Here is a 26585-nt window from a genome sequence, read left to right as displayed (position 1 = left end):
TGCCTGCGGCTTCCTTCAGATTCTACCTTGCGGTAGACACCCTTGCCGTCCGGCTAACACTTCCCCCTGTCGGGTGTGTAGTGGACAAGGAGACAATCATCTCCGCTCCACCAAGTGGGTGCGCCCTGCCGGGCGCACCAAAAAAAAAGGCCGGGAATTGCTTCCCGGCCGGTAAATTTGTTTAATCAATTTTTGAACTATCGACGTCCATAGGTGTGTTTTTTGGACTTTTCCTGCGAAATCGCATTTTCATCAGGGGCCTTGTTATTCTCGTGCCCGCTTTGATCGTTTGTTCTGCCGGAACCGACTTCTTCGGTGGAATCCGATTTGAGTTCTCTCCGCTTAACAACGATCTTCCGCCCGTGTTCAAGCGGCTCTTTCTGTTCTTGAGGAGTTTCAACCTTAGACTGCGTCTGCGGCTCGGATTTAGGTCTGGACTGCGGTCTGGACTGCGGCTGCGGCTCAGATTTAGGTCTGGGCTGCGGCCTGGACTGCTGTCTGGTCTGTGCCTCTTCCTGAGGCTGATTAACGGGCGCCTGATATTTCCGATTTTCACCGGAAGCAACGCTTCTCTCTTCAGAACTTCTTTCCTCGGGACCTCTTCGCCGATCCGACTGATTTTTCCGTCTTCTTCGACTGCCGCCCCGCCTCTTACTGCGATCGTGGTTATCTCTACGCTTTTCTGAAGATGAAAGATCACCGTTCATTTCTTTTCGCGCTTTTTCCTGATCCCGTTCTGCAGATTTTAAACGAAGATTGATATCTCGAAGAGATTTATCAAGTGAGGCCTTTACCCGATTATTATTGGTATTTTCAGTTTTTCTGGGCTCTCTTTTATTGCGGGAAGCCTGATTCCGTTCGTTTTCTCTTGTTTTTCTGTTCTGCTCTCGTGCCTTGTAGGATTGTTCTGATTTCTCGAGAGCTTTCAATCTTTTTCGAGTATCCGCTAAACGCAACAGGATAACGATCTGTATTACAACAATGACTATTGCAGATGTCACTACAAGTGTTGCTGGATCCATAATGTAATTCTCCATTATTAAATTTAAATGAAATCTTTTCAGTCGATTTTTCTTTATTTCGACTGTTGTACCAGGAGATACTAAAAGCAACCCGAGACTTTTTTGCGGCTAACGCTCTTTGAGCATGCCTCGCAAAATGATAATTTCTTCGTTTTGGGCTCAGGTGCTTTGGATGGCAAAATAATGCAAAAATGGCTTCTATTTTCCAGAGATGTAATGCATTACATTGCAGGTGCCATGAGAAAATTTTTCCGTAATTTCAAAGAACAAGCAGTACAAAACATGCACCGAGTGGATAACTGCAACCGGATTCAGGCAAAAGATCGGATAATCATTCTTCTTTTTCTTCCTCTTGGGCGCTTTCCGACTGTTGCCGGCTATTCGGATTTTTGCCTTTTTCCTGAATGGCCTCAATTTGCTTGATGATCGGGGTTACGGCAGCTACCTTCTTTCGGATTATTACAGTCTTGCTCCAAATAAAGAAGAGTATGAATCCGAAAAAGAAAAAATTAATAATCCACACCGCTTTTATAATTTCCATTATGCCGATCCCTGTAAATAAGCAAAGGGTTACGTCACATCCAGAATAGTCAAGATAGGTTCAGGACAATGCCCGGCGCAAGAGCCTCTCCTACCGGAATGCAATTTTTTTATTTAACCATTTGATTTAAAACGTGTTACAATTATTCAATATCAGTATGGCAGCAAACTGAAGCATTATTCCTCATGGCTATACTCCATTTACGACCACTTTATATAAAAATAAAAAAGGCCGAATTTTTTCGCTACACCACTCATGTTTTTGTACCTTCTTACCATTATTCTATTACTACACTATCGATTTAATCAACCATTTATTTGCTCAAATTTCTCCTGTTTTTTCGTGTGAAGACAGCTATCTGATATTATTTTACTGCTGTAGTTTTTTTGAAAGGATTAAAAATCGTGAATCTACTCTATTTTGATATCCTGAGTGGAGCAAGTGGTGATATGCTTCTGGCATCACTGATCGACTGTGGTGTTCCGATCGAGTATATACAACAAAACATGGGGCGATTACCGCTCAAGGGTATCAGTATCGATTGTGAAAAGACCAAACGAAACGGCATCGCCTGCACCCATCTTATTATTACTCAAAAAAAAGAAAAAACCTATCGCCATCTGCCGGAAATACTGGAAATAATCGATCCCAAATTATTTCCAGAGGCTGTTGTCTCACAGTGCACCAGAATTTTCACCAGACTTGCTGAGGCTGAAGCCAGGGTCCATGGTATTCCGGTCGACAAAGTTCATTTCCATGAAGTAGGCGCGGTAGATACCATTATCGATATACTCGGTGTTTGCCTTTGTTTTGATTATCTTAAAGTTGATGAAATTTATTACTCTACACTGACAGTAGGACAGGGAACCGTACAGTGCGAACACGGGATTATGCCTGTTCCGGCTCCTGCAACAGCCGAAATGATCAAGGGTCTGAATGTATGTTCAATTGATGTACATACCGAGATTCTCACTCCCACCGGTGCAGCAATTCTGACCACGGTTGGAAAACAGTGTCGTGGTCTACCGACGGGCAGTATTGGGAACACCGGCTATGGCTGTGGTACTCGAACCTTTAAAAATCATCCGAATATCCTTCGAAATTTCCTCATACAAACCGCTGAAAGCGATAAATCCGAAATAAGCGATGAGGAAATCTGTATGCTGGAATCGGATATGGACCATATTTCCGGGGAAACTATGGGTTTTGTATCAGAACAGCTTTTCGAAGCCGGTGCTCTGGATGTTTGCTGGATACCTGTATGTATGAAAAAAGGCAGACCGGCTTATCGCCTTTCGGTGCTCTGTGAAAAAACAGCAAAAGAAACACTGCTGGATAGGATATTTTTTCAGACCCGCACTCTCGGGGTGCGGTATCGGTTTATCAAACGGCGGACCGCTCAACGTAAAAATATCTCAAGCAGTTTACTGAACATGGAAACACATTCCAAAGAATGCAGCTACAAAGGAAAGACATTTACCAAGATCGAATATGAATCCCTTGCCGAGTGTGCACGAAAATCGGATCGTCCCCTGCCGGAACTTGCCGAAGAGTACATACGACAGCAGAAGACAGACCAATCATCTTAACAAGAGTAAGTGGATACCCGATTTCTATAGCAATAATTAAGGGATTCCGGCGCTATAAATGCCCCCAATTAACCTAACGTAACTGTTCATCCATAAACGATACCTCAAATATTGTTGGCTATTACAAGCTGTATTTAGTATTTTCATCAATTCGATTTTTCACGTTATGATTCATTACAACCATCTGGAGGTATAATGAAACGCCTTATTACATCAGAAAGTGTTTCACAGGGACATCCCGATAAGGTGTCTGATCAGATATCGGATGCCGTACTCGATGCCATGCTTGCACAGGACCGTTATTCCCGTGTGGCATGCGAAACGCTTTGCACCACCGGCCTTGTTGTCGTTGCCGGTGAAATAACATCAAAGGCAGTTGTTGATGTTCCGAATCTTGTTCGGGAAACAATCAAAGAAATTGGATATAACGATCCGACTCTTGGATTTGATGCAGAAAGCTGCGGTGTTATAGTTGCTTTAGACAAACAGTCACCCGACATCTCTCAGGGTGTTACGGCCGGAACCGGTCTTCATAAAGACGAGGGTGCCGGCGACCAGGGCATGATGTTTGGTTATGCCAGCAATGAAACGAAGACCTATATGCCCCTGGCTATTCACCTTGCTCATCGCCTGGTTGAAGAACTTACTCGTGCCCGGGAAAAGGGACTGATCAAATGGCTTCGCCCCGATTCAAAATCCCAGGTCACCGTTGAATATGACGGTTTGAAACCGGTCCGCGTTCATACTGTGATCATTTCAACACAGCATGCTCCTGATATTAAATATTCGACACTTCAGAAAACAATTATTGACAAGGTGATTAAAAAAGTCGTCCCCAAACGGTATATTGATAACAAAACAATTTTTCATATCAACCCTACCGGCAAATTTGTAATTGGTGGTCCTCACGGCGACTGTGGAGTAACCGGCCGAAAGATCATCGTTGATACATATGGCGGTTTCGGCGCTCATGGTGGTGGCGCCTTCTCCGGAAAAGATCCGTCAAAAGTCGACCGGAGTGCAGCATATGCAGCCCGCTGGGTCGCCAAAAACGTGGTCGCGGCAGGATTGGCAACACACTGCGAAATGCAGCTTTCCTATGCCATCGGCGTATCCAAACCGATTTCGGTCAATATCGATACACTTGGCACCGGCGTTATCTCCGATGCAAAAATCCGCGATATTGTAAACAAGACCTTCGATCTCAGACCGGCGGCAATAATCAATCGACTCAAACTCCGCCGTCCAATCTACCGAGAGACCGCTCGACACGGACATTTCGGACGTGAATTGCCCACTTTTACCTGGGAAAAAACCGATATGGCCGCCAAACTGAAAAAAGCGGTAAAGGCTGCTTAGTCTCATACATTTACCACTTAAGAAATCAACGGCGCCGGGCAACCGGCGCCTTTTTTTGCGAAAAACCCCCTTTTTTCAAATATTCTTTTTTTTACGCCCGTATTTATATTGGTCATAATAGCTGCGAAAAACTGAAACAAATCAGCTCATTTTCAAGAAAATATAAAAATAAGCCTCTGCTAAACATCGTATATTATATAGATTTGAAGTAGTATGGGTTTTGTACCCTCTCTGGTATATTTTATTTTTATTAATTTTTTTGGAGAAATTATACATTCCTATGGCCAAAAACACGAATTTTGCTGTTTCAATTCTTATTTATGCGTTTATTCTCCTATTCTCGGCGGGAATACAGGGTTCGATTACAATCCTTAAGAGCACTCCTCAAAAGCTTGTTTTTACCTGGGAAATAGAAGATTTCTTTCAAGAGACGATCACCCGTAATGGTCTTCAGGTTACCAAACTCGATTTCAAGGGTGCCAATACCGAGCTTGGAGAAGCAGGAAAACCGGTTCTTCCGGCCTATTCCTTTTCAGTAGGAATACCGCCGGAGAATGATATTCAGATCGAGTTCAATTCTCGGAATGTGGAACGATTCGGTCTGCCCTTTCCGGTAGAAACCCGTGAAGCCCGGGGGAATGCTGAGATACATACTGATCCGGCATTTACCCGGCCATGGATTTCGCAGCCACGATATTCCCGGGTCAGAAATCACCGTGTTGCACAATTGGTGATCAATCCTTTTGTGTATGATCCCGCTACCGGAACACTGAGAGTTCTTCGCTCAGGAAACTGTACTATCACCTTTCCTCCCTCTCCGGCATATGGTGCATCGCCTCCCGGAAGGTCTGAGTTTCTGAAAATGATGGAGCGGACCATCCTCAACTATGATGTTTCCTCCCGCTGGGTCCGTCCCTACCGGCCTTCCTTAAGCAAACAGATGTCATCCGGTCATCCACTCACCGACGGGACCTTTCTGCATTTTTCTATCGGTGACGGCGTCACTGGGTTCAATGAAGGCACGAGCAACCAGAATGGCATTATCAGGATTACCGGCCAGGAGATCATTTCGACCCTTGGTTCATCCATTCCCTTAAACCGTCTCAGTCTCTATGCATCAGTACAGGGTGAGATGAACGACACGACCCCCTCCCCCACCTCGATTCCCGGCCGCATTGTCGAGATACCGCTTGAGCGGGTGGATGTCGTCCCCAACGGCATTGTCGATGCGTCGGATTATGTTCTGGCCTATGTGACCGAAGCATCCGACTGGGTGTATGACAGTTCATCAGCTAATTTTATATACCGGGTGAACCGCTACACCGACGACCGTCACTACTGGTTGAAAGTAAATTCCGGCAACGGACGGTTGGTGTCCCCTTTTACACCACCGGCGGGTGAAAGTAGGGTTGTGACAAATTTCACCAATCGTATCCTTTTCAAACGGCCGCTCCATCTTCGCACATTAGTGGAGCGCGGTCATTTAAAGGAATGGGAAGGCGGTCTCGACCGTATCTGGAAACGTCTGGCACCGGGGCTTTCCCCGCTCAGCGAGAGCGTCCAGATACCGAACCTGAACCCTCACCTTTCAGGCCGTATCCGGGTTACGGGATATTCCACGGTATTCAACGGTGCCTTTTCCCTCAGTTTTGCAGAAACACAAATATGCGAGGACAGTTACGGATGTCAGAATAATCAGTGGTATCCGGTAACCAACTGGGGAATTAATTCCGACGCCATCCCTTTGAACGTTTCATTCCGTTCGAGTTCATCGGCCCCGTACTTTGATGTTCAACAGGTGGAAATCGAGTACACCACAACCCTCGATATGACCGGCGCAGATGGTATGACTATATTTTCTTCGGATACAACAGGTCTTGTCACCTATCGTCTGACAATCCCTGCCTCCACGAATTTCCACATTTTCCGTGTTCTTCCCGACGAAACCGAGATCAGCCGGGTATTACCGGTACAGGAAAGCAGTACATCATGGAGTTTTACCGATACCGCCGGTGCGGGGATTAAATATTACTATTGCACCGATGCAGGGTTGAAGCAGCTTCCTTCGGAAGCGACGCCGGTATCGCCTTCAGGACCATCAAACTACCGAGTCACGAATCTCCGGGCGAGTAATTCGGCTACTTATCTGATAATCACCCATCCGGAGTTCATGGATGCGGCGGTTGAGCTTGCCCGCCACAAGGCATCCTATCCGGTATATGCCAGCCATGTTCCGAAAGTAGTATCGACCACCGATATTTACCGGGAGTTTTCCGGAGGAAGTGTTGAGCCTGCGGCATTGCGTAATTTCATCGGCTTTGTACTGTCGTACTGGTCGGGTCCACTCGATCATGTTGTTCTGTTCGGATCGGGGCATTACGATTACAAAAAGGTATCTGCCCGGGAAACCAACTATATTCCCACCGCCCAAGTTGGTAACGGTACCACACAAAAGTGTGTTGAAGATTTCTTTGCCTGCCTGGATTCCAATGAGACGTGGCGTGGAAGGCCTGATATATTTCTTGGCCGCCTGCCGGCGTCATCACCAACCCAGGCATTTACTCTGGTTGAAAAGATCAAAGATATGGAAGATCTCTCACGGGCCGATTACGGCGCCTGGAGAAATCGGGTTCTCCTTGCAGCAGACGATGACCGCCAGGGGCACGGATATGACGGCATGGGACATCATACGCATTCCGAAGATGTAAGTGCGGTTATCGAAAACCGGTTTCCTTCAACGGAAATCCGCAAATTATATCTTTTTGAATATGAGTTCGATGAAGTGTATGAAAAACCTGAAGCCGCGCGGGCTCTGGCCAACGCCGTTAACAGCGGTGTTGCATGTGTGAACTATTTCGGCCACGGCTCAGACATTCTCTGGGCCGATGAGCATATTCTTGCGACCGACAACCTGGATAATTTCCATAATGACAGGCGATATTGTCTGGTGACATCATTTTCCTGTTCGGTCGGCCGGTTTGACAAACCAGACAACGATTGCCTTTCCTCCGCCCTGACCACGCTTCCTTCAGCCGGTGCTATTGTGGGTATTGCAAGCACACGCCTTGCCTATGCAAAATCGAATAAGCGCATGGCCATAAGCTTTTACGAGTTTCTTTTTACTCCCCCCCACGGACAGAGTATCGGCGAAGCGTTCAGGGGCGCCATGGACAAGCATCATACCGAACAGAAAGCCTATTGTCTTTTAGGTGACCCCTCCATCAAATTCTACAATCCTTCCAATGAAGTTCAGCTTCAGATAATCAGCGAAAAACAGGATACCCTGCAGGCCCTGGAAACAATTACCGTCAGGGGAACAATTGTAAACCATTCCACCAATCTTCACAACGCTCACTTCGGAACGGCAAATGACAAAGCTTATGTGCACCTCGGATTGTACAACCCGCCCGAAAAAGCAAAACGGAAAGACAAGCTGCCCGAAGATGTCGATTACACACTTCCCGGCACTCCGCTTTTCAGCGGAAAAACTCCGGTAGTAAACGGCACATTCGAACAAAGCATTTTACTTCCCCGCCGAATGACATTCAATACACCGGGAGCCAGGTTAATCGCCTATGCATGGCATGGTGAAGAAGCGGGTATCGGCCATGACGGCACCTTTATATTCAAGGGAACGGTAATCGATTCGATTATATCCGATTCGGCAGGTCCCCGAATTTCGGTTCGTCCGGTTTACCACGATATTAATCGCAACACATCCGCAACCTTTGCAAATGAAATTATTGCATCGCTGCCCGTCGAACTCCAGATCGAGCTCCATGATGAAAGCGGTGTCGATGTTGTGGGCTCGGCGCCGGATGAGGGTTTGACTATCGAGATCCCCGGCGTAAAACCCAAGCAGAATATCAATCATAAATTCCAGTTTGGCGAAGGCGACTACCGGACCGGGATTGCTTCGTTGAGTCTTGAAGAAGGCGAGGTTGAATCCGGAGCATATGAGCTGAGGGTAGGCGCCAGGGACCTTTTAGGCAACAGCACCAATGAAACATTCACTTTTAAAGTTGCGCCCGAGGAAGAATTCCATCTGGGTCATGTATTCAATTATCCCAATCCGATCCGGGCCAACGAAACGACACGTTTCTATTTTTATACTTCTGCTGCTTCAAGACCCTGGAGAGAAAATGACGGCGTCTTTGTAACAATCAAAATCTACACCCTCTCGGGAAAGCTGATAAAGATAATCAGGAACGCCCGCAACGGCGTTGAATGGAACTGTACCGATGAGTACGGTAAGCCGCTGGGACCAAATATTTATCTGTACCAGATAACGGCAGAATCAACGAACATGCATACTGATCAGGAGAAGAGCAAGGTTCACAAGCTTGTTATTCATCCGCCCCGGAGGAGCCCCTAGTCTTCGGGTTCCAGAGAAGAGAGCATTTTTTCGAAGGTATGAAGAGCTTCCTGCAGGCCCTCGCCGGTCGCTGAAGAAATTCCCAGCCATCCATCAGGTATCGTTGCCCGTTCTTCAGGCGGCAGCAGATCGCATTTGGTCAAAATATGACACTTCGGTTTGGAAGCAAGGATCGGACTGTAACGAGAAAGCTCATCAATAAGAACACGGGCATCTTCCTCCGGCGATTCGGCAAGAGATTCCACCAGAATAGCCAGTACTTTCGTTCGCTCAATATGGCGCAGAAATCGATGTCCCATCCCCTTTCCTTCATGAGCGCCTTCAACCAGTCCCGGAATATCCGCAATAACAAAGGAAGTGTACGTATCGGCCGATTTGACGATTCCCAGATGGGGTTGGGTGGTAGTAAAAGGATAGTCGGCGATTTTCGGATGGGCGCGAGAGACTTTCGAGAGCATGGTCGATTTCCCGGCATTGGGCCGTCCGACCAGGCCGACATCGGCAAGTACTTTTAAAACAAGACGAAGTTCTTTTTGTCCTCCCGGCTTTCCGGGTTCGGAACGTTCGGGCGTGCGATTTCGTGAGGTTGCCAGTGAAGCATTTCCTCGTCCTCCCCTGCCTCCCCGGGCAACAATATATGCCTCGCGGTCATCGGTGCAATCATACAGAATTTCATCTGTTTTCTTGTCCATAACCAGCGTACCGAGTGGCACATGGATGTATATACTTTTTCCATCCTTGCCGTACTTATTTGAACCTTTCCCATGCTGACCTCGTTCGGCTTTATACGATTTCCGGTAGGCGGCATCCTGAAGCGTATGGAGCTGGCGGGATCCCTGGATATAGATATGTCCACCACGTCCACCATTTCCTCCGCTGGGAGGGCCCTTTGGACGGTATTTTTCCCGCAGGTAGGCAAAACACCCATTACCACCGTCACCGGCCTTTACTGAAATTACCGTTTCATCAATAAACACGACGTCAGCTCCGATTCATTGAAGTCTGGTGATCCTATTCGCCGGATGACTTCGGTTTTTTTGTGTTTTTCGGCGGTGTACTCTCGCTCTTTGCAGGTGATGACTCTTTTTTGGAGCTTTGTGTCGATGAAGACGAGCTGTCTGTATCGGCTTTTGCCGCTTTTTTGTAGGAGTCGGACCGGTAATCGGTAATATAGAAACCACTGCCTTTAAACAAAAAGCCCGCGCCGCCCGACAATAGACGATTGACCTTCCCCTTGCATTCCGGTGTCTTGCAGACACTCAGGGGTTTATCGGTGATGGATTGAAACTCTTCAAAGATCAATCCGCATTTTTCGCACTCATACTCATAGGTCGGCATTGCAAAAACTCCTTCATCCGGAAAAAGAACATATCATTGGTAAAATACCCCCCCCCCTCACAAGGCGAGGTATAAGATAAATCATGTTGTACGAAATCGTCAATCAAGCAAACAGATCATGATCATCCGAGCCAATAATCTGAACCGGGACGATATCGCCTGGAGCATAATTTCCCTGACTGATAAAAACCCGGCCATCCACCTCGGGAGCATCCCCCTGCGTTCTGCCTTCCCAGGCAAACCCCTTTTGTGTGGCCTGCCGGTCGATAATGACATCATGCACCCATCCCTGTTCGCCGGCACGTTTTTGCCTGCTGATATCACGCTGAATATCCATCAGCATATCAGCCCGTCTCCGCGCTGTCGATTTCCCCGGCCGAGGCCGCATACCGAAAGCCGGCGTCCCCTCCTCAGGAGAAAAGGTAAACACACCCACACGATCGAACCGGGTGGTTTCGACAAAGGAAAGAAGCTCCTTGAAATCCCGTGCCGTCTCGTGGGGATACCCGAGAATAAAGGAGCTCCGCAAGGTTGCATCGGGCACATATTTGCGTATCCTATCAATGAGTTCATGGATCCCTTTTGAGAGGGGACGGCGTTTCATGGATTTCAGAATCCGGTCGGAGATATGCTGAAAGGGAATATCAAAATAGGAGCATATCCGTGGTTCACCGGCTATCAGCTGAAGCAGGGAATCATCGATACGGCCGGGGAAAAGATACATCAATCGTATCCATGATATGGTTGTTTTTGCCAGCAGCTGCTCCAGAAGCCGGCTCAGTGATGTATTTCTGTCCTTTCCGTAGGAGGTTGTGTCCTGTGACACGAGAATACACTCCCGGACCCCCTGGTGCTCAAGCCACTGCGCTTCGGCAATGCAGTCTTCGGCCAGCCTGCTTCGGAACGGACCTCTGATTGATGGAATCGCACAAAAGCTGCACATTTGAGAACAGCCTTCGGAAATCTTCAGATACTGGGTCGAGAAGGGTGCGCAAAGAATACGGTCAAACGACTTCGTTACCCGGCTTTTAAAATACCCCGCAAATTCCTGTTCCCATTGATCGGTACCGAGCCAGAGGTTTACCTCGGGAAACTCCTTTGTAATCTGTTGCCGATACCGCTGGGAAAAACAACCGGCAACAACCAGGGTAGAACATCTCCCTTCCTCTTTGCACGAAACCATCGATAATATCGATTCGATAGCCTCTTCCTTGGCCTCCTGAATAAATGCACAGGTATTAACCACAATGATTTCGGCCCGATTGAAATCATCAACAACGCGATAACCGCTCCGACGGAAAGAGGAAAGGATCCTTTCACCATCAATGCGATTCTTGGCACATCCAAGGTTAAGCAGAGCAACAGTGGTCATGATAACATCTGTCTGGTTATAATCAAAAAAGGGTTTTGCCGCAAAAGCGACACAACCCTTTTACGAGTAGTCTATGCTAATATTTTTTACCAGTCCGAGTCACTCGACTCGGAGCCCCAATCGTTGTCTCCCCAGTCATCATCACCCCAGCCTTCATCGGTCGATTGCGTTTCGCTTGCCGGCTCTTCAGGTGCGGGTTTCTGTTCAGCTTCCTGCATGGATTGATCCGCTGCAGGTTCTGTTTGCTCAACAGGCATCTGTTCCGGCTGAGAAGCGGTTTGATTATCTACAGCAGGTGTCGACATGGCGGGCTCCGCTGCAGTAACAGATTTTTCGGCTTGCGGTGCTTCGGCAGCAGGTTCGGAAGCCCCCCAGGAATTATCCTGTTCCGGTTCGGCCTGACGGGAATTGCTTTGTGATGAGGCAGCGGATGATGTTGAATAATCGCTGCTGTAATCCTCATAGGTTCCTGCCGACTGGCTCTCACCGAGTCCGTAACCTTCCATACCCACATTGTCATTTGATTTGTTATCAACCCAATATTCATATCCCTGCGGCTGCAGGACATCCTCGCCAAAGGACTTTGCCTTTGAATAGCCGTTAAAACCACCGATTCGTACCCGGTAGTACGTGCCCATGAGGTCGGGTGTAGGATTAGTAACCTCAGCAGTATAGGCCGGATAGCCTTTGTTCTGTAACTTCTGCGCCAGGTTTGAAGCCAGCGTTGGAGATGCTACACAGGATACCTGAACCGTATATCTTCCCGATTCGGAAAACTGAATGTCGGAGCCGGTGGCGTATTCCGACGAAGTCGAGAAGGTTTCCTGCGTGGTTGGCGCACTTTCTTCGGTTTTACTCTCATCATAGAACTCATCGAAAATATCGGCCTCTTCTGCCTTCTGCTCTACCTGAGGTGTCGCAAATTCTTCATCGGCCTTGCTTTCTTGTTTTTTCTTTCCACATCCCTGGAAAATCAGGACCGCGGCGGCCATTAAAATCAGCCAGTACTTCGGACTCATTACGCCTCCTTGACATTCAAGATTGTCATAAGCTTCATAATCGCTGCATTAACAGCAGGTTATCAGTTGATTGCATATATATTGTATATTGAAAGTACAATACGGTTCAAGTAAAAGTCTATTGATTTTTGTAAAAACACCTCTTTGCATGGTTCTTATGGAATACTCCTGATCAGTTCACGCGCCTCAACGGCATGGGGTGTCTCAGGGAAATCATCAATAATTTTCTTATATACGCGAAGGGCTCCGGCGATTTCACCTTTCTCTATGTGCTGCGCCGCTTTCCGTGAAAGACCGGCGGCTTTAGCAAGTTTTCCGGCATAGTTCTTCGATTCTTTTTTTGCTACTCGCGGTCCAAACAGACTGAATTCATAGGCGCCATAGTTCATCGTCAGACAGTTTTGGTCATTATCGGTTTTCCTGTGACATATCGACCGGGTATCAAAAACAATATATTTTTCCGCTTTCCTGTAAGTTGCGGCAATAGAGAGAGTGAGATTCGAATCCAGGTAAAGATCCAGGCCTGCCGGCGCCGGCATATCTTCGATCGGAACATAGGAAAAAAGATATCTCATCTCCTGCGTTTTGATTACCGGTTTGTCGGTCTGCTTTATTGTCTGATTTCTTGTATGACGGCGCGCGGTAATCTCATAGACATGTTTCTTCTGTTCATCAATAACAACCGACAGCCGCGAGAGCCATTCTTCATTAATATAGGTGCCCATGTCTTCATAGGAATAGCCGAATCGCTCGCCCCGGGGAGTCAGCTCGATACATACTGCTTCTTTATCTTTGAATCGAAGGGAACGACGGTGAAAAACTGTCTCATTTTTCAGCATTTCAAATTGCTCTTTGCTCTGAAAACGAAGCAGCGACTGGATAATACCGTTAATCATTTCGGTTGGATTGAGGATCCCTGAAATCAGTTCACTTGTTTGACCCGGATATTCTTTATTGACAACAACCAACCGGGTTCTTCCTTTTCTTTTCAGCAGTTCTTCAAATTCGGGATCCGCAAGGCCCATTTCTTTGAGTGTCCGGGCCATTTCATCGGCAATATGGCCCGCCAGGGTTACCGGCACTCTGTAGGCAGGCGGGAAACGTTTTTTCAGCAAATCAACGGGCGTGGGTATCGATTCGAGAATCGCATAAGGACCATTATCGCCGGCTTCTCCTGAAAATGAAAGGGCGATACAGGCAATGCAGAAAACGCTTCGGATCACTCCTTTTCTCACAGCACCCCTTTTGTTGTGGGAATATCCTGAGGAGTACGGGGATTGATTGTACAGGCAGTGGCCAGGGCTTTGCCGAAAGCCTTGAAAACCGCTTCGAGTGAATGATGCGAATTTCTTCCGCGCAAAAGGTCGACATGAAGGGTTATCCGGGAATGATCGGTAAAAGCTTTAAAGAAATCTTCAGCCAGGTCACACTCAAAATCATTTATCTTTCGATCGAGCAGGGTAACTTCGTAAACAACATTGGAACGCCCGCAGATATCCAGACATACCCGCGCCAGTGATTCATCCATGGGCACAAATGTAGTGGCATATCGAACAATACCGCGCATATCTCCAAGGGCCTCTTTTACCGCCCGCCCCAGACAAATCCCGATATCTTCGGCACTGTGATGAAAATCCACCTCAAGGTCCCCCTTGCAGATACACTCAAGATCAAAGAGACCATGTTTCGAAAAGAGAGCAAGCATATGATCCATAAAACCATTGCCGCTTTCGATGGTTGAGTTGCCGTTGCCGTCAATATTCAGACTTACCTGAATGTCGGTCTCTTTGGTTTTCCGTGAAATTTCCGATTTTCGTGTCATTGGTTGATCCTTTTTAATAAATTCGAAATCTGCAACTGCGCTATCTATCTTCGAACAGAGGAGGTTAAATATAACCGGGACCTCAGGAACCTGAAACAGGTGTTTTGCTTTTCGCGAAAAACTCCTCACAGGCATGCTTGAGCGCCTGATTTTCGCGAGCTGTACCGATGTTGATGCGCAGGCAGTTTTCGAGCATGGGATAGGATGAAACATCACGCACAAGAATACCCTTTGATTTCAGGTATTTAAACAACTCATTTTTTCCGGCTGTTCTGACCAGGATAAAATTGGTATCGGATGAATAACAATTATCAAAAGGTAATTTCGAGAAAAAACCGTACAGATCATTCCGCTCCGCTATCAATCCGGTAACTTTTTCCGTAACATAACTGCGGTTTTCCAGAAGCACCTGCGCGGTTTTCTCCGAGAAAAAATTGATGTTATAGGGCAGTTTGATCTTGTTGATTTCTGCGATCACCTCTTTGTTACCGATCATGTAGCCGAGCCGTAATCCTGCAGCTCCCAGAGCTTTTGAGAATGTACGGGTGATAATACAGTTCGGGTATTTATCGATAAGGGGTACCGCATTGAATCCGCCGAATTCGACATAGGCCTGATCAAGAATAAAAAACCCTTTGTGAACCGAAAGGATCTTTTCAAGCTGCTCTTTTTTCAGCGATGTTCCGGTTGGATTATTGGGTGACGCGATAATTAACACCGCTTCAGGAGATTCTTCACAGGCACTGCAGATTGCATCACAATCGTACCGCAGATTTTCATCGAGCATAACCGTGCGAGGCGTACCACCGAGTCCGTTTACCAGCAGGTTGTAGACCGTGAATGTTGGTTGGCAGGCAATAACGGGCGTCTCTTTCTCCATTAAGGCAAGCAGCAGCACGAGGAGCATTTCATTTGACCCATTGCCCACAATAATATTTTCGGAGCAGACATCGCAATAATCTGCAATAGATTTTTTCAGATCGACAGGGATAAACGAAGGATACCGGTTCCAGAATCGCTCTTTAACAAACTCCGCAACTTCATTTTTGACATTCCCGGGCCAGTCGAAAGGATTTTCGTTCTGGTTTAATTTAATGTCGCATTCTACCCGATCGAGATGATAGGCTGTAAGATTACGTACCTGCGGTCTGATCAGAGGAAGAACTTTCTTCAGTTCCATAATGTTTCCTTAACGCTTCCATCAATTCGTTGACTACTTTGTCCAGAGAGTTGAGTTCCAGATTGATATGGACCAGTAAAATCAGGATTCCAATCAATGCTGCAAACAGAAAAATCAGCCACATACGTACACCTCTACAGTTATGGATTACTCTCTTTCGGGTCTGGCAAATGCACTTTCAGGACGCAGCGACACCACTCTGGAATATCACAAAAATAAAAGCCGTCAAGAAAATACACAATATAAAAGACTCGGTCTGATCATTTTGGCGTCTTTTGAAGACCCTCAAGTTTCAACCGAAAAGAGGCCGTTAAAGTTTTTCTTTAGTGCTTCGGCCAACCGTTCGGTGGATATATTCTTTAATGCTGCCGCTTTTTTTCCTACATGAGAGACCCATGCCGGACGATTTCGCTTGCCCCGGAACGGAACAGGAGCAAGGTAGGGAGTATCGGTCTCGATAAAGATCCTGTCGAGGGGCGCATAGACCACCCGCTCTTTTACATCCTGATTTTTAAAGGTGATTATTCCCGAAAAGGAAACATAATACCCTTCATCGAGAAGCATCCCGAGTGCATCCTGGGATCCGGTAAAGCAATGAAAAATCACTTTTTGAATGTCCAGGCTTTTGCAAAGAGTAACGGCTCTTTTTTCCGCACCCCGGGAATGAATCACCGCGGGCATCGAAAGCTCCTTTGCAAGCATCAGTTGGTGTTCAAAAACCGGCATCTGACGATCAAGGGATGGATAGCGTGGATTAGTCGAATCGATACCGATTTCTCCTATTCCGATAATCGATGGTTTACCGGCCAGAGTACGCAGGCGGGATTCCCAGTTTTCGGGTAACGTCATGACATCGAATGGAGAAATTCCCACGGTTCCGTACAGTGAAGAATATCCGGTGCATTGCTCGATAATCGTTTCGGCAGATTTCAGATCGGTTGCGGCGTTAACAACGGCGCTTACCTTATGGCGAGGCAGTGAAGCCATCTCCTGCTGAAGTGCCGTGGGGGAAAGATCGGAAAGATGGGCATGTGTATCGATCCACATCAGTTCTTTATCACCGGCGGCCTTTAAATACCTTGTTCCATTTAGACAAACTCCAGTTTTCCACGTTGCTCGAGGGACCGATTTTGAAGGCCACTACCGAATTGTCGGAAGGTTTTTTCAGCCGTTTCCCATTGAGATAATACTGAACGACTTCATTGTTACCCACAGTGATATTGAGGCTGTCCTGGAAGGTGAATTTTCTTACCTGATTTTTATACAGTGTATTTTTCCATGATTCACCATCGGCAAAAACATGTATCCAGGAGGAGTCCCTTTTAATTTTCACTAAAAAACTTTTTGTTGTTCTGTTTTCAGCTTCGGACTCTTCACTTTCTGCTGTATCGGCACTGTCGACAGTGAGGGCCGTTTCATCGCTTTCATCCGTTTCACCATTCTCATCTTCTTCTATCGACTCACCGGCTGTATCGGCGACCGCCGGAGCATCCCCCGTCGTATCTTCTTCGAAAACAGCTTCGGTGGAATCTGCAGGAGCGGTGACGGCGCTGCTTCCCGGACCGGGGGTGGGAACCCATCCCATCCGGTTTGCAACAAAAACAATAACAGCAATAACGGCAACCACAACGATAACAGCAATCCATCGAGAACCCGATTTTGGCGGATCTTCTTTTGTCAGATCGAGTTTGGTTGCCGTATCTCTGGTATAGCTCTCGGGTGGAATACCCCGTTCATTGTAGTACTGCTGCAGGATTTTATCGGAATCGAGCATGAGATACTTCGACAACGATTTCAGGTATACCCGTACATAAGGGTCGGCGGGAAGAGCGTCATAGTCGTTCGACTCCATCGCTTTGATATACTTGACGTTGAGTTTCAGATCCCGCGCAATTGTCTCGATCGTAATTCGTTTGGTAATTCGCTCTTTCCTGAGGATATCACCTACCGAATCCTGCTTCGGGCCTTCTTTTGAGTTTTGTTCCATATTGTTCATGGGGCTTTCAGGATTATCCGACATCACGAACCCCTTTCCGTAGCATAAATTCTTCGATTAAATTAATTGTTTCTTTTACCGGAAGGCCCATAACATTATAAAAGCAACCTTCTATCTTATCCACAAATGCCATTGCCTTTCCCTGAATTGCATATGCACCGGCTTTATCCATATAGTGCTCGTACGCAAGATAATATTCCAGATCTTCTTTTGATATATTTCTAAAAAATACCTTTGTTTCAGCCAGCGCTGTACAATTAAAATTAATTTTTTCACATCGTGCCGCGATGGCGGTATACACATAATGCATTCTTCCGGCCAACCGCATAAGCATTCGAGCCGCATCATCGGCGCTACGCGGCTTGCCCAGAACCTCGCCGTTTATCACGACCACCGTATCTGCGCCCAGTACCAGGGCAGAAGGATTGGCATGTGATACCGATGTCGCCTTTGCATCGGCAAGTCGCTGCAGTGAACCTCCAACATCGTCCAGAACAATATACTCTTCTTCTTCATTCGGAATTACAGGCACAATGATTTCGAACTCAAGGCCCATTTGTTCAAGGATTTGTTTTCGCCTCGGCGACTGGGATGCCAGAATTATTTTGATATCCCCGAGGTTCCATACACTCATATAAGATACATTCTGTTTGATGTATGCCCGGCTATCGAAAGACTCGCGAGCTATAATAACTATAAAAATAAGAAAAGACCATAGTCTAATACCAAGCATTAAGTCGTGCGTAAGCTATTTTACACTATTCCATCATCAATCGGGAGTCTCCTGCCAATGACAAAGGACCTGAAAAAAATAATTACTACTGCCCGTTATGCTGCAACTGAAGCCGGTTCGGTTATCCTGTCTTTGTTCAACAAGGCACAGGTACATTACAAGGATCTCAATGATCCCGTGACGCAGGCCGATATCGACGCACAGGAAAAAATTACCGGGATTATCAAGGAGCAGTTTCCTTCTCATCAATTCCTCAATGAAGAAGATACCCGGGAGCAGGACTATGATTCGGACCATTTGTGGATAATCGACCCTCTGGATGGGACCAATAATTATATCGGCGGCATTCCTCATTTCGGAGTTTCCGTAGCCTATGCCGAAAAGGGAGTGCTTAAAGCCGGTGTTGTTTATGATCCGGTACGCGATGAAATGTTTTATGCCGATTCGGGAGGGGCATACCTGAACGAAAAACCGATCCGGGTGACCACAACCGAAACTCTTAAGGGGGCGGTTGTCGCTACCGGTTTTTCTACCGATCGTGGCGAGCCGGTTGAAAAAACCTGTGATATCGTGAAAATGCTTCTGAAAAATGACATTCGGGCTTTTCGCCGAATGGGAAGTGCAGCGCTTGATCTCTGCTGGGTAGCCTGCGGACGTCTTGATGCATACTTTGAATACTCCCTTCATACCTGGGATTTTGCCGGGGGCGCACATATCGTAAAGCAGGCCGGCGGGGAGTGTGTCTCCTCCCAGGGAACGGAACTCCGGCTCGATTCATCCGGTGTTATCGCATCGAACAGCGTACTCTTTGATGCCTTCAAAAGAAAAACCGCGTGGAAAAAATAATTTTTTTTCGCTAGTGTATTATTTTTTATAAAACGGCTTGTGAAGGAATCCATGATGAATACACGCGGACAGAGCATCATTGCAGCCCTGATTGTTATCGGAACCCTGGGCGCCGGTTTCTGTGAGAAAGGATGTGAATTGACAGTTGCCCGGCTGAAATACGGCGGGGGCGGCGACTGGTATGCAAATCCATCATCACTGCCCAATCTTATTTCGTACATAAAAAAACATTCTTCCGCCCCCCTCTGCGATACATCGGCAACAGTGGAAATTATGAGCGAACATCTGTTCCATTTTCCTTTTCTCTATATGACCGGCCACGGCAATGTTCATTTCACCCACCGGGAAAAACTTCGCCTGCGCAAGTACCTTATGGGAGGTGGTTTTTTGTGGGCCGACGACAATTACGGGATGGATAAATCATTACGGCGGGAGCTGGCGGCACTCTTTCCCGACAACCCGCTGGTCAGAATACCGTCCGATCATCCGATATATTCAAGCAGGTTCAATCTTCCCGGCCTCCCCAAAATCCACGAGCATGACGGTGAACCGGCGCAGGGGTTCGGTATTTTCGTGGAAGACAGGATGCTGATATACTATACCTACAGCTCCGATATCGGCGATGGAATGGAAGATCTGAAAGTACATAACGACGGCCCCGCCCTTCACGAACTGGCCCTGAAAATGGGCACGAATGTTATCATCTGGTTTTTTGAACAGTGAACAACAACTTTTCAACCCTCCATTCTTTTATTGCCCGGCACCGCCGCAGGCTTATGCTCTCGCGGGCAGTCAACCGGATCGCACCATTCTCCGGTCTCTGCTTTCTGCTGCTTGCCCTGTTCCAGGTCTTTTTTGTTTTTTTCCCCTGGACAATTCTTCCACTCCTCTGGGACCTGACACTCCTTTTCTGGGTTCTGTCGGTTCTTTATCTCTCTCTCGACAGCTTTGTTATCCATGTGCCGTCCTTTAAAGAAACCGCGGAACGGATCGAACGTGAAGCAGGGATGCCGCACATGCTTCTTTCAATAGCCGGCCAGATGTCCGGGAGTTCACCCTACGATTCGGAGAACCTCCGGAATGAGGTCATTCGAAAGGCAGCAGCCGACCTGGAAAAATATCCCCGACAACTGAAGGGGCTCATACCGTTTCGTCCCCTTCTTTTTGCACTCCTTGCACTGCTCTGTTTTGCAGGGGTGTCACTGTTTTCGGCACCGGGACTCTACACGTTCTGGGATCTCCCATTTTCCGGTAATCAGGCAAAGGCGGTGACCGTTTCCCCCGGAAGTATTTCGATTCCTGCAAATACCCCGGTTACCGTTGCATGTCTTCCCAACAGCAACAGTTTCCCCTCCTGCGGCCTGTCGATCTACTCATCGGAAGGTTCACTTCTCAAACGCCGCCTTCTGAGAGCCGATTCGACCGGCGCCTTTTCCTTTACAATCACCGATTTTCCCGGTACGATTTATTACTCCTTCAGTCTTGGCGGGTCCAGAATCAACCGGGACACGATTACCGTTGTGCCCCCGCCCTTTCTCTATCTTTTGCAGGTAACCGTTACACCGCCGTCATACACCGGTCTTGCAAAGAAAATACTGGATGAAGGGGAAGGAAGTTTTGCCGCCTATGCGGGCAGCCGCGCTCAATTTACCGTCGGTTCGGGTACCCCCCTTAAAAGCGCTGCGCTCATCATGGAGGACAGCAGCCATGTCGAATTCGAAATAGAGGAAAAGACCGCGCACGAAACCATTCCGGTAAGCCGGGGGATACGGTATTCCTTTGCCCTGGCCGATACCTTCGGTCAGAAAGCCGATTCTCTTCCCTGGTTCTATATCGAAACAATCCCCGATCTTCCTCCGGTAGTCAACATCCTCAGGCCCCAGGCACCCAAAGTCCTCTCCACCGCACAGATCGAAACACTGCTGGTTGAAGGCATCGATGATATCGGGGTAAAAAGGCTTGCGCTCAAGTGGCGGAAAAACTCGATGCCCCTCGATTCGGTGGTCACTGAAAACCTCTCGATTTCCGGCTCCCGGAAAAAACTTGTCCGAAAGCAGATGGTCTGGGATTTAAAAAATCTGTCGCTCTATCCGGGTGATACAGTCTTTTACTGGGCAACAATCCGGGATAATAAGCCTTTTGGTAAAAAACAGACCGCCGTCAGCGATACATTCTGGTTTCGCCTTCCCGATTTCCGTGAGATTCATCGCAAGATTGCAGAAAAAGAATCATACGCCGATGAAAAACTATCGGATGTTAAAGACGAGCAGCACAACACGCAGGAGATGCTCTCCGATCTTATCAAATCAGCGAAACGGAAAAACCATCTGAGCTGGGAAGAAAAGGAGATTATCAAAGATCTTGCGTCGGAGATGAAATCCCAGAAAGATTCGCTGAACAAGGCGCTCGAGTCGTTTAAAGAGGCCGTGAAGCAGTTGAAAGAAGAGGAGTTGCTCGGTGATGACCTTCTTAACAAAATGGATGAAGTGCGAAAGACGCTCGAGGAGCTTGTCCGGGAATACGGCGACAGCGTTCTTTTCAAACCGCCCGAAGAGAATGAGGAAATCACCTGGAAAGACATGAAAGAAGCGCTTCAAAAAGCGCAGCGGCTTTTGCCGGAACTTCAGGAACGTCTTGACAACACACTCAAATACCTGGAAATGCTGAGACGGGATCAGGAGCTGGCGTCACTCGCTGCGCAGGCGAAAAAACTGGCGCAGGAACAACAGATGCTTGCAGCGAAATCCGAATCTGAAAAAAACGCTGCGGAACGCCAGAAAAATCTTTTGCAGCGTACAAAATCCTTTGCCCGGCAACTCGACAATCGTTCGATGGAAAAGGGCGCCGATTCTCTGTTCTCACTGAAAAATATCCCTTCTCTGGAACAGATAAAAGAGGAGGCGAAATCGCTGAAAAATCAATTATCCGAAAATGCGACGCCTTCACGTTCATCGATGAATCGCATGAGTGGATCTCTCCTCTCGCTCTCCGAGGAGCTGCAGTCGATGCTCAGCAGCAACATGATGGCCCGGATGGAAAAAGAAAAGGGGATCCTTCTGGACATGGCAAAGGACGCCCTGAACCTTGCGGAATGGGAAAACGAGATCTACAGGGAACGGCAATCGACTACCATGTCCACCGATCCTGCCCGGATCAGTCGCAATGCAAAAACGCAACAGGCGGTAAAAGAGGCGCTGTAAAAAAGCATGACAAAACTCGACAGCCTTTCCATGGCTCCGCCGGCCGCTCTGCAGCATATTGCCCGAAGCTATGACCGGACCCTGGCAACCCTTGATAATACAATCAAAGCTATGAAAGGTTTCCGCCCGGGCATGGCAATGAAACAGAGCCATACCGCCCTTAACAATCTTGCCCAGACTCTCCTGAGCAGTTCCAAAGGTATGCAGTCGATGCAAAGCGGCAGCGGACAAGGCATGATGTGCGGTTTGCGGAAACTTTCCGGAAAACAGGCCATGGTCAATGCCGCAACCGGAGAACTGCTCCGTCAAATGCTTGAAGGTAAATCTTCGGGCGGTTTTAAAAAGGGCGGACAAGGGCAATCGACTATCAACCAGCGCAATGCCGCACGGGAAGCGCAAAGGGCTATTGCCGATAAACTGAAAGAACTTGCCGATACGTACGGCAAGGAATCCGGTAAGGACCTGCATAAAAGGGTCAAAGAGCTGGAGAACGAAGCACGACGGCTTGCCCGGATGCTCGAAAATCCATCGCAGCAGATCAAAGACCGCCAGGACCGGTTCCTCGTTCGCATGATCCAGTCCACCCTCTCGATGCATAAGGAAGGCCAGGGGAAAAAAGAGAAAAAATCCTACTCGGCCAAAACAATATACTCCACCGATTTCACTCCCGACGATTTCTCTTCCGCCCGCAATGCCGACACCTTCTATAAGCTGAGAAAAAAAGCGCTCGAAGGGAATTTCCCCGAAGAATATCGGTTCTCAATCAAAGCCTATTTCGATTCGCTGGGAACTCTGTTCTTGAAGTAAGGTTCAAAAAGTATCCGGAGATATTAGCCTCGCTTCATCATCTATCGTAACCTTTCTCGTTATCTTTCATCTCTTATTATTCTGCCCAGATTCGTTGGGCACGTGCTGAGAACAATCTTCTCCGGGCCCCAAAAAAACTACAGGAAAAATTCTTTTACATAAAAATATTAACGTTGCCTTTAGTGTCATTTCCTGCCATTACCTATATTGTCATTTACTTGACTTAGACTTATAATAAAGGAAGATCCATGATTCATATTTCTTTCTTTCGCCGGTCTTTTTTTGCTGTTTTTTTGCTTTATGTTTCTGCATTTGGATTCAATCATCCGGAAATCGAATGGAAAACCGTCTCGACCCGCCATTTTAATATCCATTTTTACGAGAATACCCGTCATGGGGTATATGCGGCGGCGAAAATAGCCGAAGAGTCTTACCGGTCCCTTGAGAAACTTTACGATTTCAAGTTTTACGGCAAGATCAATCTTTCTCTTGCCGATTATGACGATAAGGCGAACGGCCTTGCCGGATGGACCGAAGACAACATTCTCATCTGGCTTCCCGATGCACGCATGGACCTCCGAGACAACACGACCTGGCTTCGGAATGTTATCACCCACGAGCTTGCCCATATCATTTCACTTCGCAAGTCGGGATTCCAGCTTCTGGCAATAATTCCCCGCCTTACCTATACCTCGCCCACCCACGAACTGGATATGACACCATTTATTCCCGCCACTCAGTTTTTTCCGCCCTGGTTTGTGGAAGGTATTGCTCAACGGGAATCGGAACGAATGGGACATGACTGCTGGGATTCGCGGCGGGATATGGTACTCCGTTGTGCGGTTCTTAAGGGCTCTCATCTAACACTCCAGGAGATGGCCAATTTCAATCACACCTCCCTGGGCAACGAAAAGGTCTACAACCACGGGTTTGCCTTTGTTAAATATCTCGAGAACCGTTTCGGCCGCAAACTGCTCCCCCGTCTTTGCACCGATGCACGCTCTGCGGATCCCGGCGGCGCGGTTTTCAATCGGACATTCAGAAAAGCTACCGGCATATCACTGCAACTTGTCTACAACCAGTGGCTCGACAGCCTGAAAAACACCTATGCCCAAAACGTTGCCCCTGGTGTGTCAACCCAATTATGGAATAAAGGTACTTATAATATCACGCCCCGGTACTCGGCAGAAAAAAACATGTGGGGTTGTCTGACCAACCATCCCGGAGATTATTTCCGGACAGACCTGATCCTGTTTCATCCCAACGAATCGACCCCCGCGGCACGAATAGCCTATGCAAAAACGTCATGGACCTTCGATACAAAGGGAGAAAAGGTTTTTTATCTCAAATCGCGGAAACCCAATTCGCACGGTTCCTATTACAACGATATCTACCAATACGATTTAGCCGATGGGACTGAAACGCCTCTGACCCGTGATGCAAGAATTTATGATGTCGCCGCATGCAGCGACGGGGTAAGACTGCTCTGCGTTCAGTACAACAAAGGCATCTATTCCCTTGTTCTGTTCAATCGGGCGGATCGATCGTTCGAAATGGTTGTTGAAGGCGAAATGGGAAATCCCTTTGCCGGTGTCTCTCTCTGTCCGGGCGATCAGTCGCAGGCAGTTGTGGGAAAGGTGATTAACGGTAACACCAATCTTTACATTGTCGATATTACCACCGGTGAAATGAGCCCCTTATGCCAGACAATCGCCCGGGAAGAAGCTCCATTCTGGGGCCCGAACAATCGCATTTATTATTCGGCCGATTATGACGGTGTATACAATATCTACTCAATCCACCCCGATGCATCCGACCTTCGCCGTCACTCGACAACACCGGGTGGGTTGTTCGAACCCGTTGCCGGCCCGGCTAATACCCTTCTCTGTTCTGAATATGGCGCCGGTGGATTCTCCCTGGTAACCATTCCCGACAGCGGGGCCGCCTTTAAACTCCCCGAATCCACCGCCTGTGTTTTTAAACCTCTTCCTGAACCCGATGGTAAAGTTAAGCTCAGGGCCCGGGAATACGAAGCCGAACGGCTCCGGCCGGCGTGGCAGATAAATGCTTTTGTCGATTTTCTGGATCTCAACGGTACTCTGGGCAATTTTATCGAAAACAATGAGATGGATAATTTCACCGACAGTATTATGACGGTTATCGGGGCGGGTATCGGATTTTATAAATCGGATGCCCTCCGGAAAAGAGTACAGCAGTTCAATATCTCCTTTGCCGCTCTCAGTACTACCAATTTCTCCGCACAGGATTCTACCACCAAAACAGAAAGCAGCCTGGAGTGTATGCATTCCCGGTGGACAAACAAATTATCAGGAATTCATGCGACACCGGCGATGAAAAGGAATATGCTCTTTACCGATTCCGGATGGTCGCTCCGATTTGCCGAAACAACGGTATCAACCCATGGTTCGATGCAATCCGAAACCGACAACCAAGATTCTGCCGAAAGTGAAGCGCTTTACAGCTGGATTCCTCTTATCGTTCCCGAACTTACGGTCGAGAACCGGAAATCCGCTCCAACGTTCGGTTTCATGTTTCAGAGTCAGGTTTTTCTTTATATTCCGGTCTATGTCCTCTTTAATCCTTATATACAGTGGCATGTGGCACGAGATTTCTATATTGGTGCATCACCGCAGCTTGCTCTTGAAAATATCACCAATTTCTCTGCTGAGTTCCCTCTCTGGTTCCTGTGGACACGAGACGGATATTATAACGAAGATATCTCCTATAACTTAGCCGATCTTTCCATGCTTCGTGCCGCCTTTATTCCCATGATCGTGCCTGTAAGAAAAGAAATTATTCGAATCGAGGGCACGTCGACCGAAACGGTGTACAGCGGCGGTAAAGCACTCCGCATTGCCGGCATGCATTCCTTTCCCATTAAAAAATATTTTTCCCTTCTTCTGGAAGGCGACTTCTATCCGGTCTGGCTTTCCGAGACAGTGCAGGACCCCTTTGATAAAATTGACGGATATTCGGACTCCTACTTTTCCTTTGATGCCGGGGTGAATTTTATCTTTCCTCTTTTCCGGTATATCAACCGAGGCAACTATTTTTGCGCCGACGCGCTTTACGGCAGAGCGATATATGAACTCTCGCTGTATGGAAACCGAAACTACGCCTTGTCATCCCTGCCCGAGTATATCTCGGAAAAGTATTACGATCCATCGGCGGCCAGTACCACTCACCGGCTGGGCGGGGGATTGACCTTCGGCTATACTCAATCCTACTCATTTTTCCAACAGGCCTCATTTGAAGCCACCTGGGACCTGTGGAGAAACGAAGTTGCAGTGAAGGCAGCGCTTGGATTTTAGACCCCCGCCATGGGGTGATCAAACCGCATACCGCTGTTTAATGTATTTTACAGG

Annotated in this window: 21 protein-coding genes; 8 read left to right on the top strand and 13 right to left on the bottom strand. The window is 47.6% G+C overall.

The genetic code is table 11. The annotated features are described in order from the left end of the window. Nucleotides 1–197 precede the first annotated feature (197 nt). Both GF401_00355 and GF401_00350 read right to left on the bottom strand, forming a co-directional pair. Nucleotides 198–1022, bottom strand: a complete 825-nt coding sequence (locus tag GF401_00355) for a hypothetical protein (protein ID MBD3343494.1) — start codon at nucleotides 1020–1022, stop codon at nucleotides 198–200. Nucleotides 1023–1353: 331 nt separating this feature from the next. Beyond that, entirely contained in the window at nucleotides 1354–1563 is a 210-nt protein-coding gene (locus GF401_00350; GenBank protein ID MBD3343493.1) for a hypothetical protein, read from the bottom strand. 386 nt (nucleotides 1564–1949) lie between these two features. Between GF401_00350 and larC the strand changes: the two genes are divergently transcribed. The 3 genes from larC (at nucleotide 1950) to GF401_00335 (ending at nucleotide 8886) form a co-directional block, all read left to right on the top strand. After that, a complete protein-coding gene (gene larC, locus GF401_00345) occupies nucleotides 1950–3152 on the top strand; it encodes a nickel pincer cofactor biosynthesis protein LarC (protein MBD3343492.1) in 1203 nt (400 codons plus the stop codon). A gap of 195 nt (nucleotides 3153–3347) precedes the next feature. Further along, nucleotides 3348–4511, top strand: coding sequence for a methionine adenosyltransferase (locus GF401_00340; GenBank protein MBD3343491.1), 1164 nt, complete (start codon nucleotides 3348–3350; stop codon nucleotides 4509–4511). Between the two features lie 280 nt (nucleotides 4512–4791). Continuing rightward, nucleotides 4792–8886: a hypothetical protein gene (locus tag GF401_00335; protein ID MBD3343490.1), complete on the top strand. Its 4095-nt coding sequence runs from the start codon at nucleotides 4792–4794 to the stop codon at nucleotides 8884–8886. On the opposite strand, the gene obgE is transcribed toward GF401_00335, so the two are convergent. From obgE to maf, 11 genes are all read right to left on the bottom strand, one after another. After that, entirely contained in the window at nucleotides 8883–9878 is a 996-nt protein-coding gene (gene obgE, locus GF401_00330; GenBank protein MBD3343489.1) for a GTPase ObgE, read from the bottom strand. The two genes, GF401_00335 and obgE, sit on opposite strands and share 4 nt — an antisense overlap. Nucleotides 9879–9897: 19 nt before the next feature. Then, entirely contained in the window at nucleotides 9898–10224 is a 327-nt protein-coding gene (locus GF401_00325) for a zinc ribbon domain-containing protein (GenBank protein MBD3343488.1), read from the bottom strand. A gap of 103 nt (nucleotides 10225–10327) precedes the next feature. Further along, entirely contained in the window at nucleotides 10328–11596 is a 1269-nt protein-coding gene (rimO, locus tag GF401_00320; protein MBD3343487.1) for a 30S ribosomal protein S12 methylthiotransferase RimO, read from the bottom strand. Nucleotides 11597–11682: 86 nt separating this feature from the next. Next, nucleotides 11683–12615, bottom strand: a complete 933-nt coding sequence (locus GF401_00315; GenBank protein ID MBD3343486.1) for a hypothetical protein — start codon at nucleotides 12613–12615, stop codon at nucleotides 11683–11685. A 155-nt stretch (nucleotides 12616–12770) separates the two neighbouring features. Next, entirely contained in the window at nucleotides 12771–13850 is a 1080-nt protein-coding gene (locus tag GF401_00310; protein MBD3343485.1) for a hypothetical protein, read from the bottom strand. Beyond that, nucleotides 13847–14437: an imidazoleglycerol-phosphate dehydratase HisB gene (gene hisB / locus GF401_00305; GenBank protein ID MBD3343484.1), complete on the bottom strand. Its 591-nt coding sequence runs from the start codon at nucleotides 14435–14437 to the stop codon at nucleotides 13847–13849. The genes GF401_00310 and hisB overlap by 4 nt, the downstream gene beginning before the upstream one ends. 82 nt (nucleotides 14438–14519) lie before the next feature. Further along, nucleotides 14520–15617 carry a histidinol-phosphate transaminase gene (hisC, locus tag GF401_00300; protein ID MBD3343483.1) on the bottom strand — a complete coding sequence of 366 codons (1098 nt, stop codon included), beginning with the start codon at nucleotides 15615–15617 and terminating at the stop codon, nucleotides 14520–14522. Beyond that, nucleotides 15571–15741, bottom strand: coding sequence for a hypothetical protein (locus tag GF401_00295; GenBank protein ID MBD3343482.1), 171 nt, complete (start codon nucleotides 15739–15741; stop codon nucleotides 15571–15573). The genes hisC and GF401_00295 overlap by 47 nt, the downstream gene beginning before the upstream one ends. Before the next feature lie 161 nt (nucleotides 15742–15902). Further along, entirely contained in the window at nucleotides 15903–16664 is a 762-nt protein-coding gene (locus GF401_00290; GenBank protein ID MBD3343481.1) for a YchF/TatD family DNA exonuclease, read from the bottom strand. Nucleotides 16665–16674: 10 nt separating this feature from the next. Beyond that, the gene (locus GF401_00285) at nucleotides 16675–17637 is read right to left on the bottom strand and encodes a hypothetical protein (GenBank protein ID MBD3343480.1); all 963 of its coding nucleotides are present in this window, start codon (nucleotides 17635–17637) and stop codon (nucleotides 16675–16677) included. After that, complete coding sequence (maf, locus tag GF401_00280; GenBank protein ID MBD3343479.1) at nucleotides 17627–18346, bottom strand: septum formation protein Maf; 720 nt, start codon at nucleotides 18344–18346, stop codon at nucleotides 17627–17629. Before maf ends, GF401_00285 begins: the two co-directional genes overlap by 11 nt. A gap of 6 nt (nucleotides 18347–18352) precedes the next feature. Between maf and GF401_00275 the strand changes: the two genes are divergently transcribed. The 5 genes from GF401_00275 (at nucleotide 18353) to GF401_00255 (ending at nucleotide 26531) form a co-directional block, all read left to right on the top strand. Beyond that, nucleotides 18353–19192 carry an inositol monophosphatase gene (locus tag GF401_00275; protein MBD3343478.1) on the top strand — a complete coding sequence of 280 codons (840 nt, stop codon included), beginning with the start codon at nucleotides 18353–18355 and terminating at the stop codon, nucleotides 19190–19192. Nucleotides 19193–19246: 54 nt separating this feature from the next. Next, complete coding sequence (locus GF401_00270; protein MBD3343477.1) at nucleotides 19247–19915, top strand: DUF4159 domain-containing protein; 669 nt, start codon at nucleotides 19247–19249, stop codon at nucleotides 19913–19915. Beyond that, nucleotides 19912–22392 carry a hypothetical protein gene (locus GF401_00265; protein MBD3343476.1) on the top strand — a complete coding sequence of 827 codons (2481 nt, stop codon included), beginning with the start codon at nucleotides 19912–19914 and terminating at the stop codon, nucleotides 22390–22392. The genes GF401_00270 and GF401_00265 overlap by 4 nt, the downstream gene beginning before the upstream one ends. Before the next feature lie 6 nt (nucleotides 22393–22398). Continuing rightward, nucleotides 22399–23199, top strand: a complete 801-nt coding sequence (locus tag GF401_00260) for a hypothetical protein (protein MBD3343475.1) — start codon at nucleotides 22399–22401, stop codon at nucleotides 23197–23199. A 248-nt stretch (nucleotides 23200–23447) separates the two neighbouring features. After that, nucleotides 23448–26531: a hypothetical protein gene (locus GF401_00255; protein ID MBD3343474.1), complete on the top strand. Its 3084-nt coding sequence runs from the start codon at nucleotides 23448–23450 to the stop codon at nucleotides 26529–26531. Nucleotides 26532–26585 lie beyond the last annotated feature (54 nt).

This window comes from Chitinivibrionales bacterium, from assembly GCA_014728215.1.
Taxonomy (GTDB): Bacteria; Fibrobacterota; Chitinivibrionia; order Chitinivibrionales; family WJKA01; genus WJKA01.
Note: the sequence above shows the minus strand (reverse complement) of the source record. Positions and strands in the feature narration are given on the sequence as shown.

Coding starts and splice junctions, on each gene's coding strand:
- GF401_00270 (MBD3343477.1), top strand. CDS start 19,247: ATGAATACACGCGGACAGAGCATCATTGCAGCCCTGATTGTTATCGGA.
- hisB (MBD3343484.1), bottom strand. CDS start 14,437: ATGACACGAAAATCGGAAATTTCACGGAAAACCAAAGAGACCGACATT.
- GF401_00355 (MBD3343494.1), bottom strand. CDS start 1,022: ATGGATCCAGCAACACTTGTAGTGACATCTGCAATAGTCATTGTTGTA.
- GF401_00295 (MBD3343482.1), bottom strand. CDS start 15,741: ATGTGGCTGATTTTTCTGTTTGCAGCATTGATTGGAATCCTGATTTTA.
- rimO (MBD3343487.1), bottom strand. CDS start 11,596: ATGACCACTGTTGCTCTGCTTAACCTTGGATGTGCCAAGAATCGCATT.
- GF401_00285 (MBD3343480.1), bottom strand. CDS start 17,637: ATGTCGGATAATCCTGAAAGCCCCATGAACAATATGGAACAAAACTCA.
- hisC (MBD3343483.1), bottom strand. CDS start 15,617: ATGGAACTGAAGAAAGTTCTTCCTCTGATCAGACCGCAGGTACGTAAT.
- GF401_00350 (MBD3343493.1), bottom strand. CDS start 1,563: ATGGAAATTATAAAAGCGGTGTGGATTATTAATTTTTTCTTTTTCGGA.
- GF401_00290 (MBD3343481.1), bottom strand. CDS start 16,664: ATGTGGATCGATACACATGCCCATCTTTCCGATCTTTCCCCCACGGCA.
- GF401_00255 (MBD3343474.1), top strand. CDS start 23,448: ATGATTCATATTTCTTTCTTTCGCCGGTCTTTTTTTGCTGTTTTTTTG.
- GF401_00260 (MBD3343475.1), top strand. CDS start 22,399: ATGACAAAACTCGACAGCCTTTCCATGGCTCCGCCGGCCGCTCTGCAG.
- GF401_00315 (MBD3343486.1), bottom strand. CDS start 12,615: ATGAGTCCGAAGTACTGGCTGATTTTAATGGCCGCCGCGGTCCTGATT.
- maf (MBD3343479.1), bottom strand. CDS start 18,346: ATGCTTGGTATTAGACTATGGTCTTTTCTTATTTTTATAGTTATTATA.
- GF401_00335 (MBD3343490.1), top strand. CDS start 4,792: ATGGCCAAAAACACGAATTTTGCTGTTTCAATTCTTATTTATGCGTTT.
- GF401_00325 (MBD3343488.1), bottom strand. CDS start 10,224: ATGCCGACCTATGAGTATGAGTGCGAAAAATGCGGATTGATCTTTGAA.
- GF401_00340 (MBD3343491.1), top strand. CDS start 3,348: ATGAAACGCCTTATTACATCAGAAAGTGTTTCACAGGGACATCCCGAT.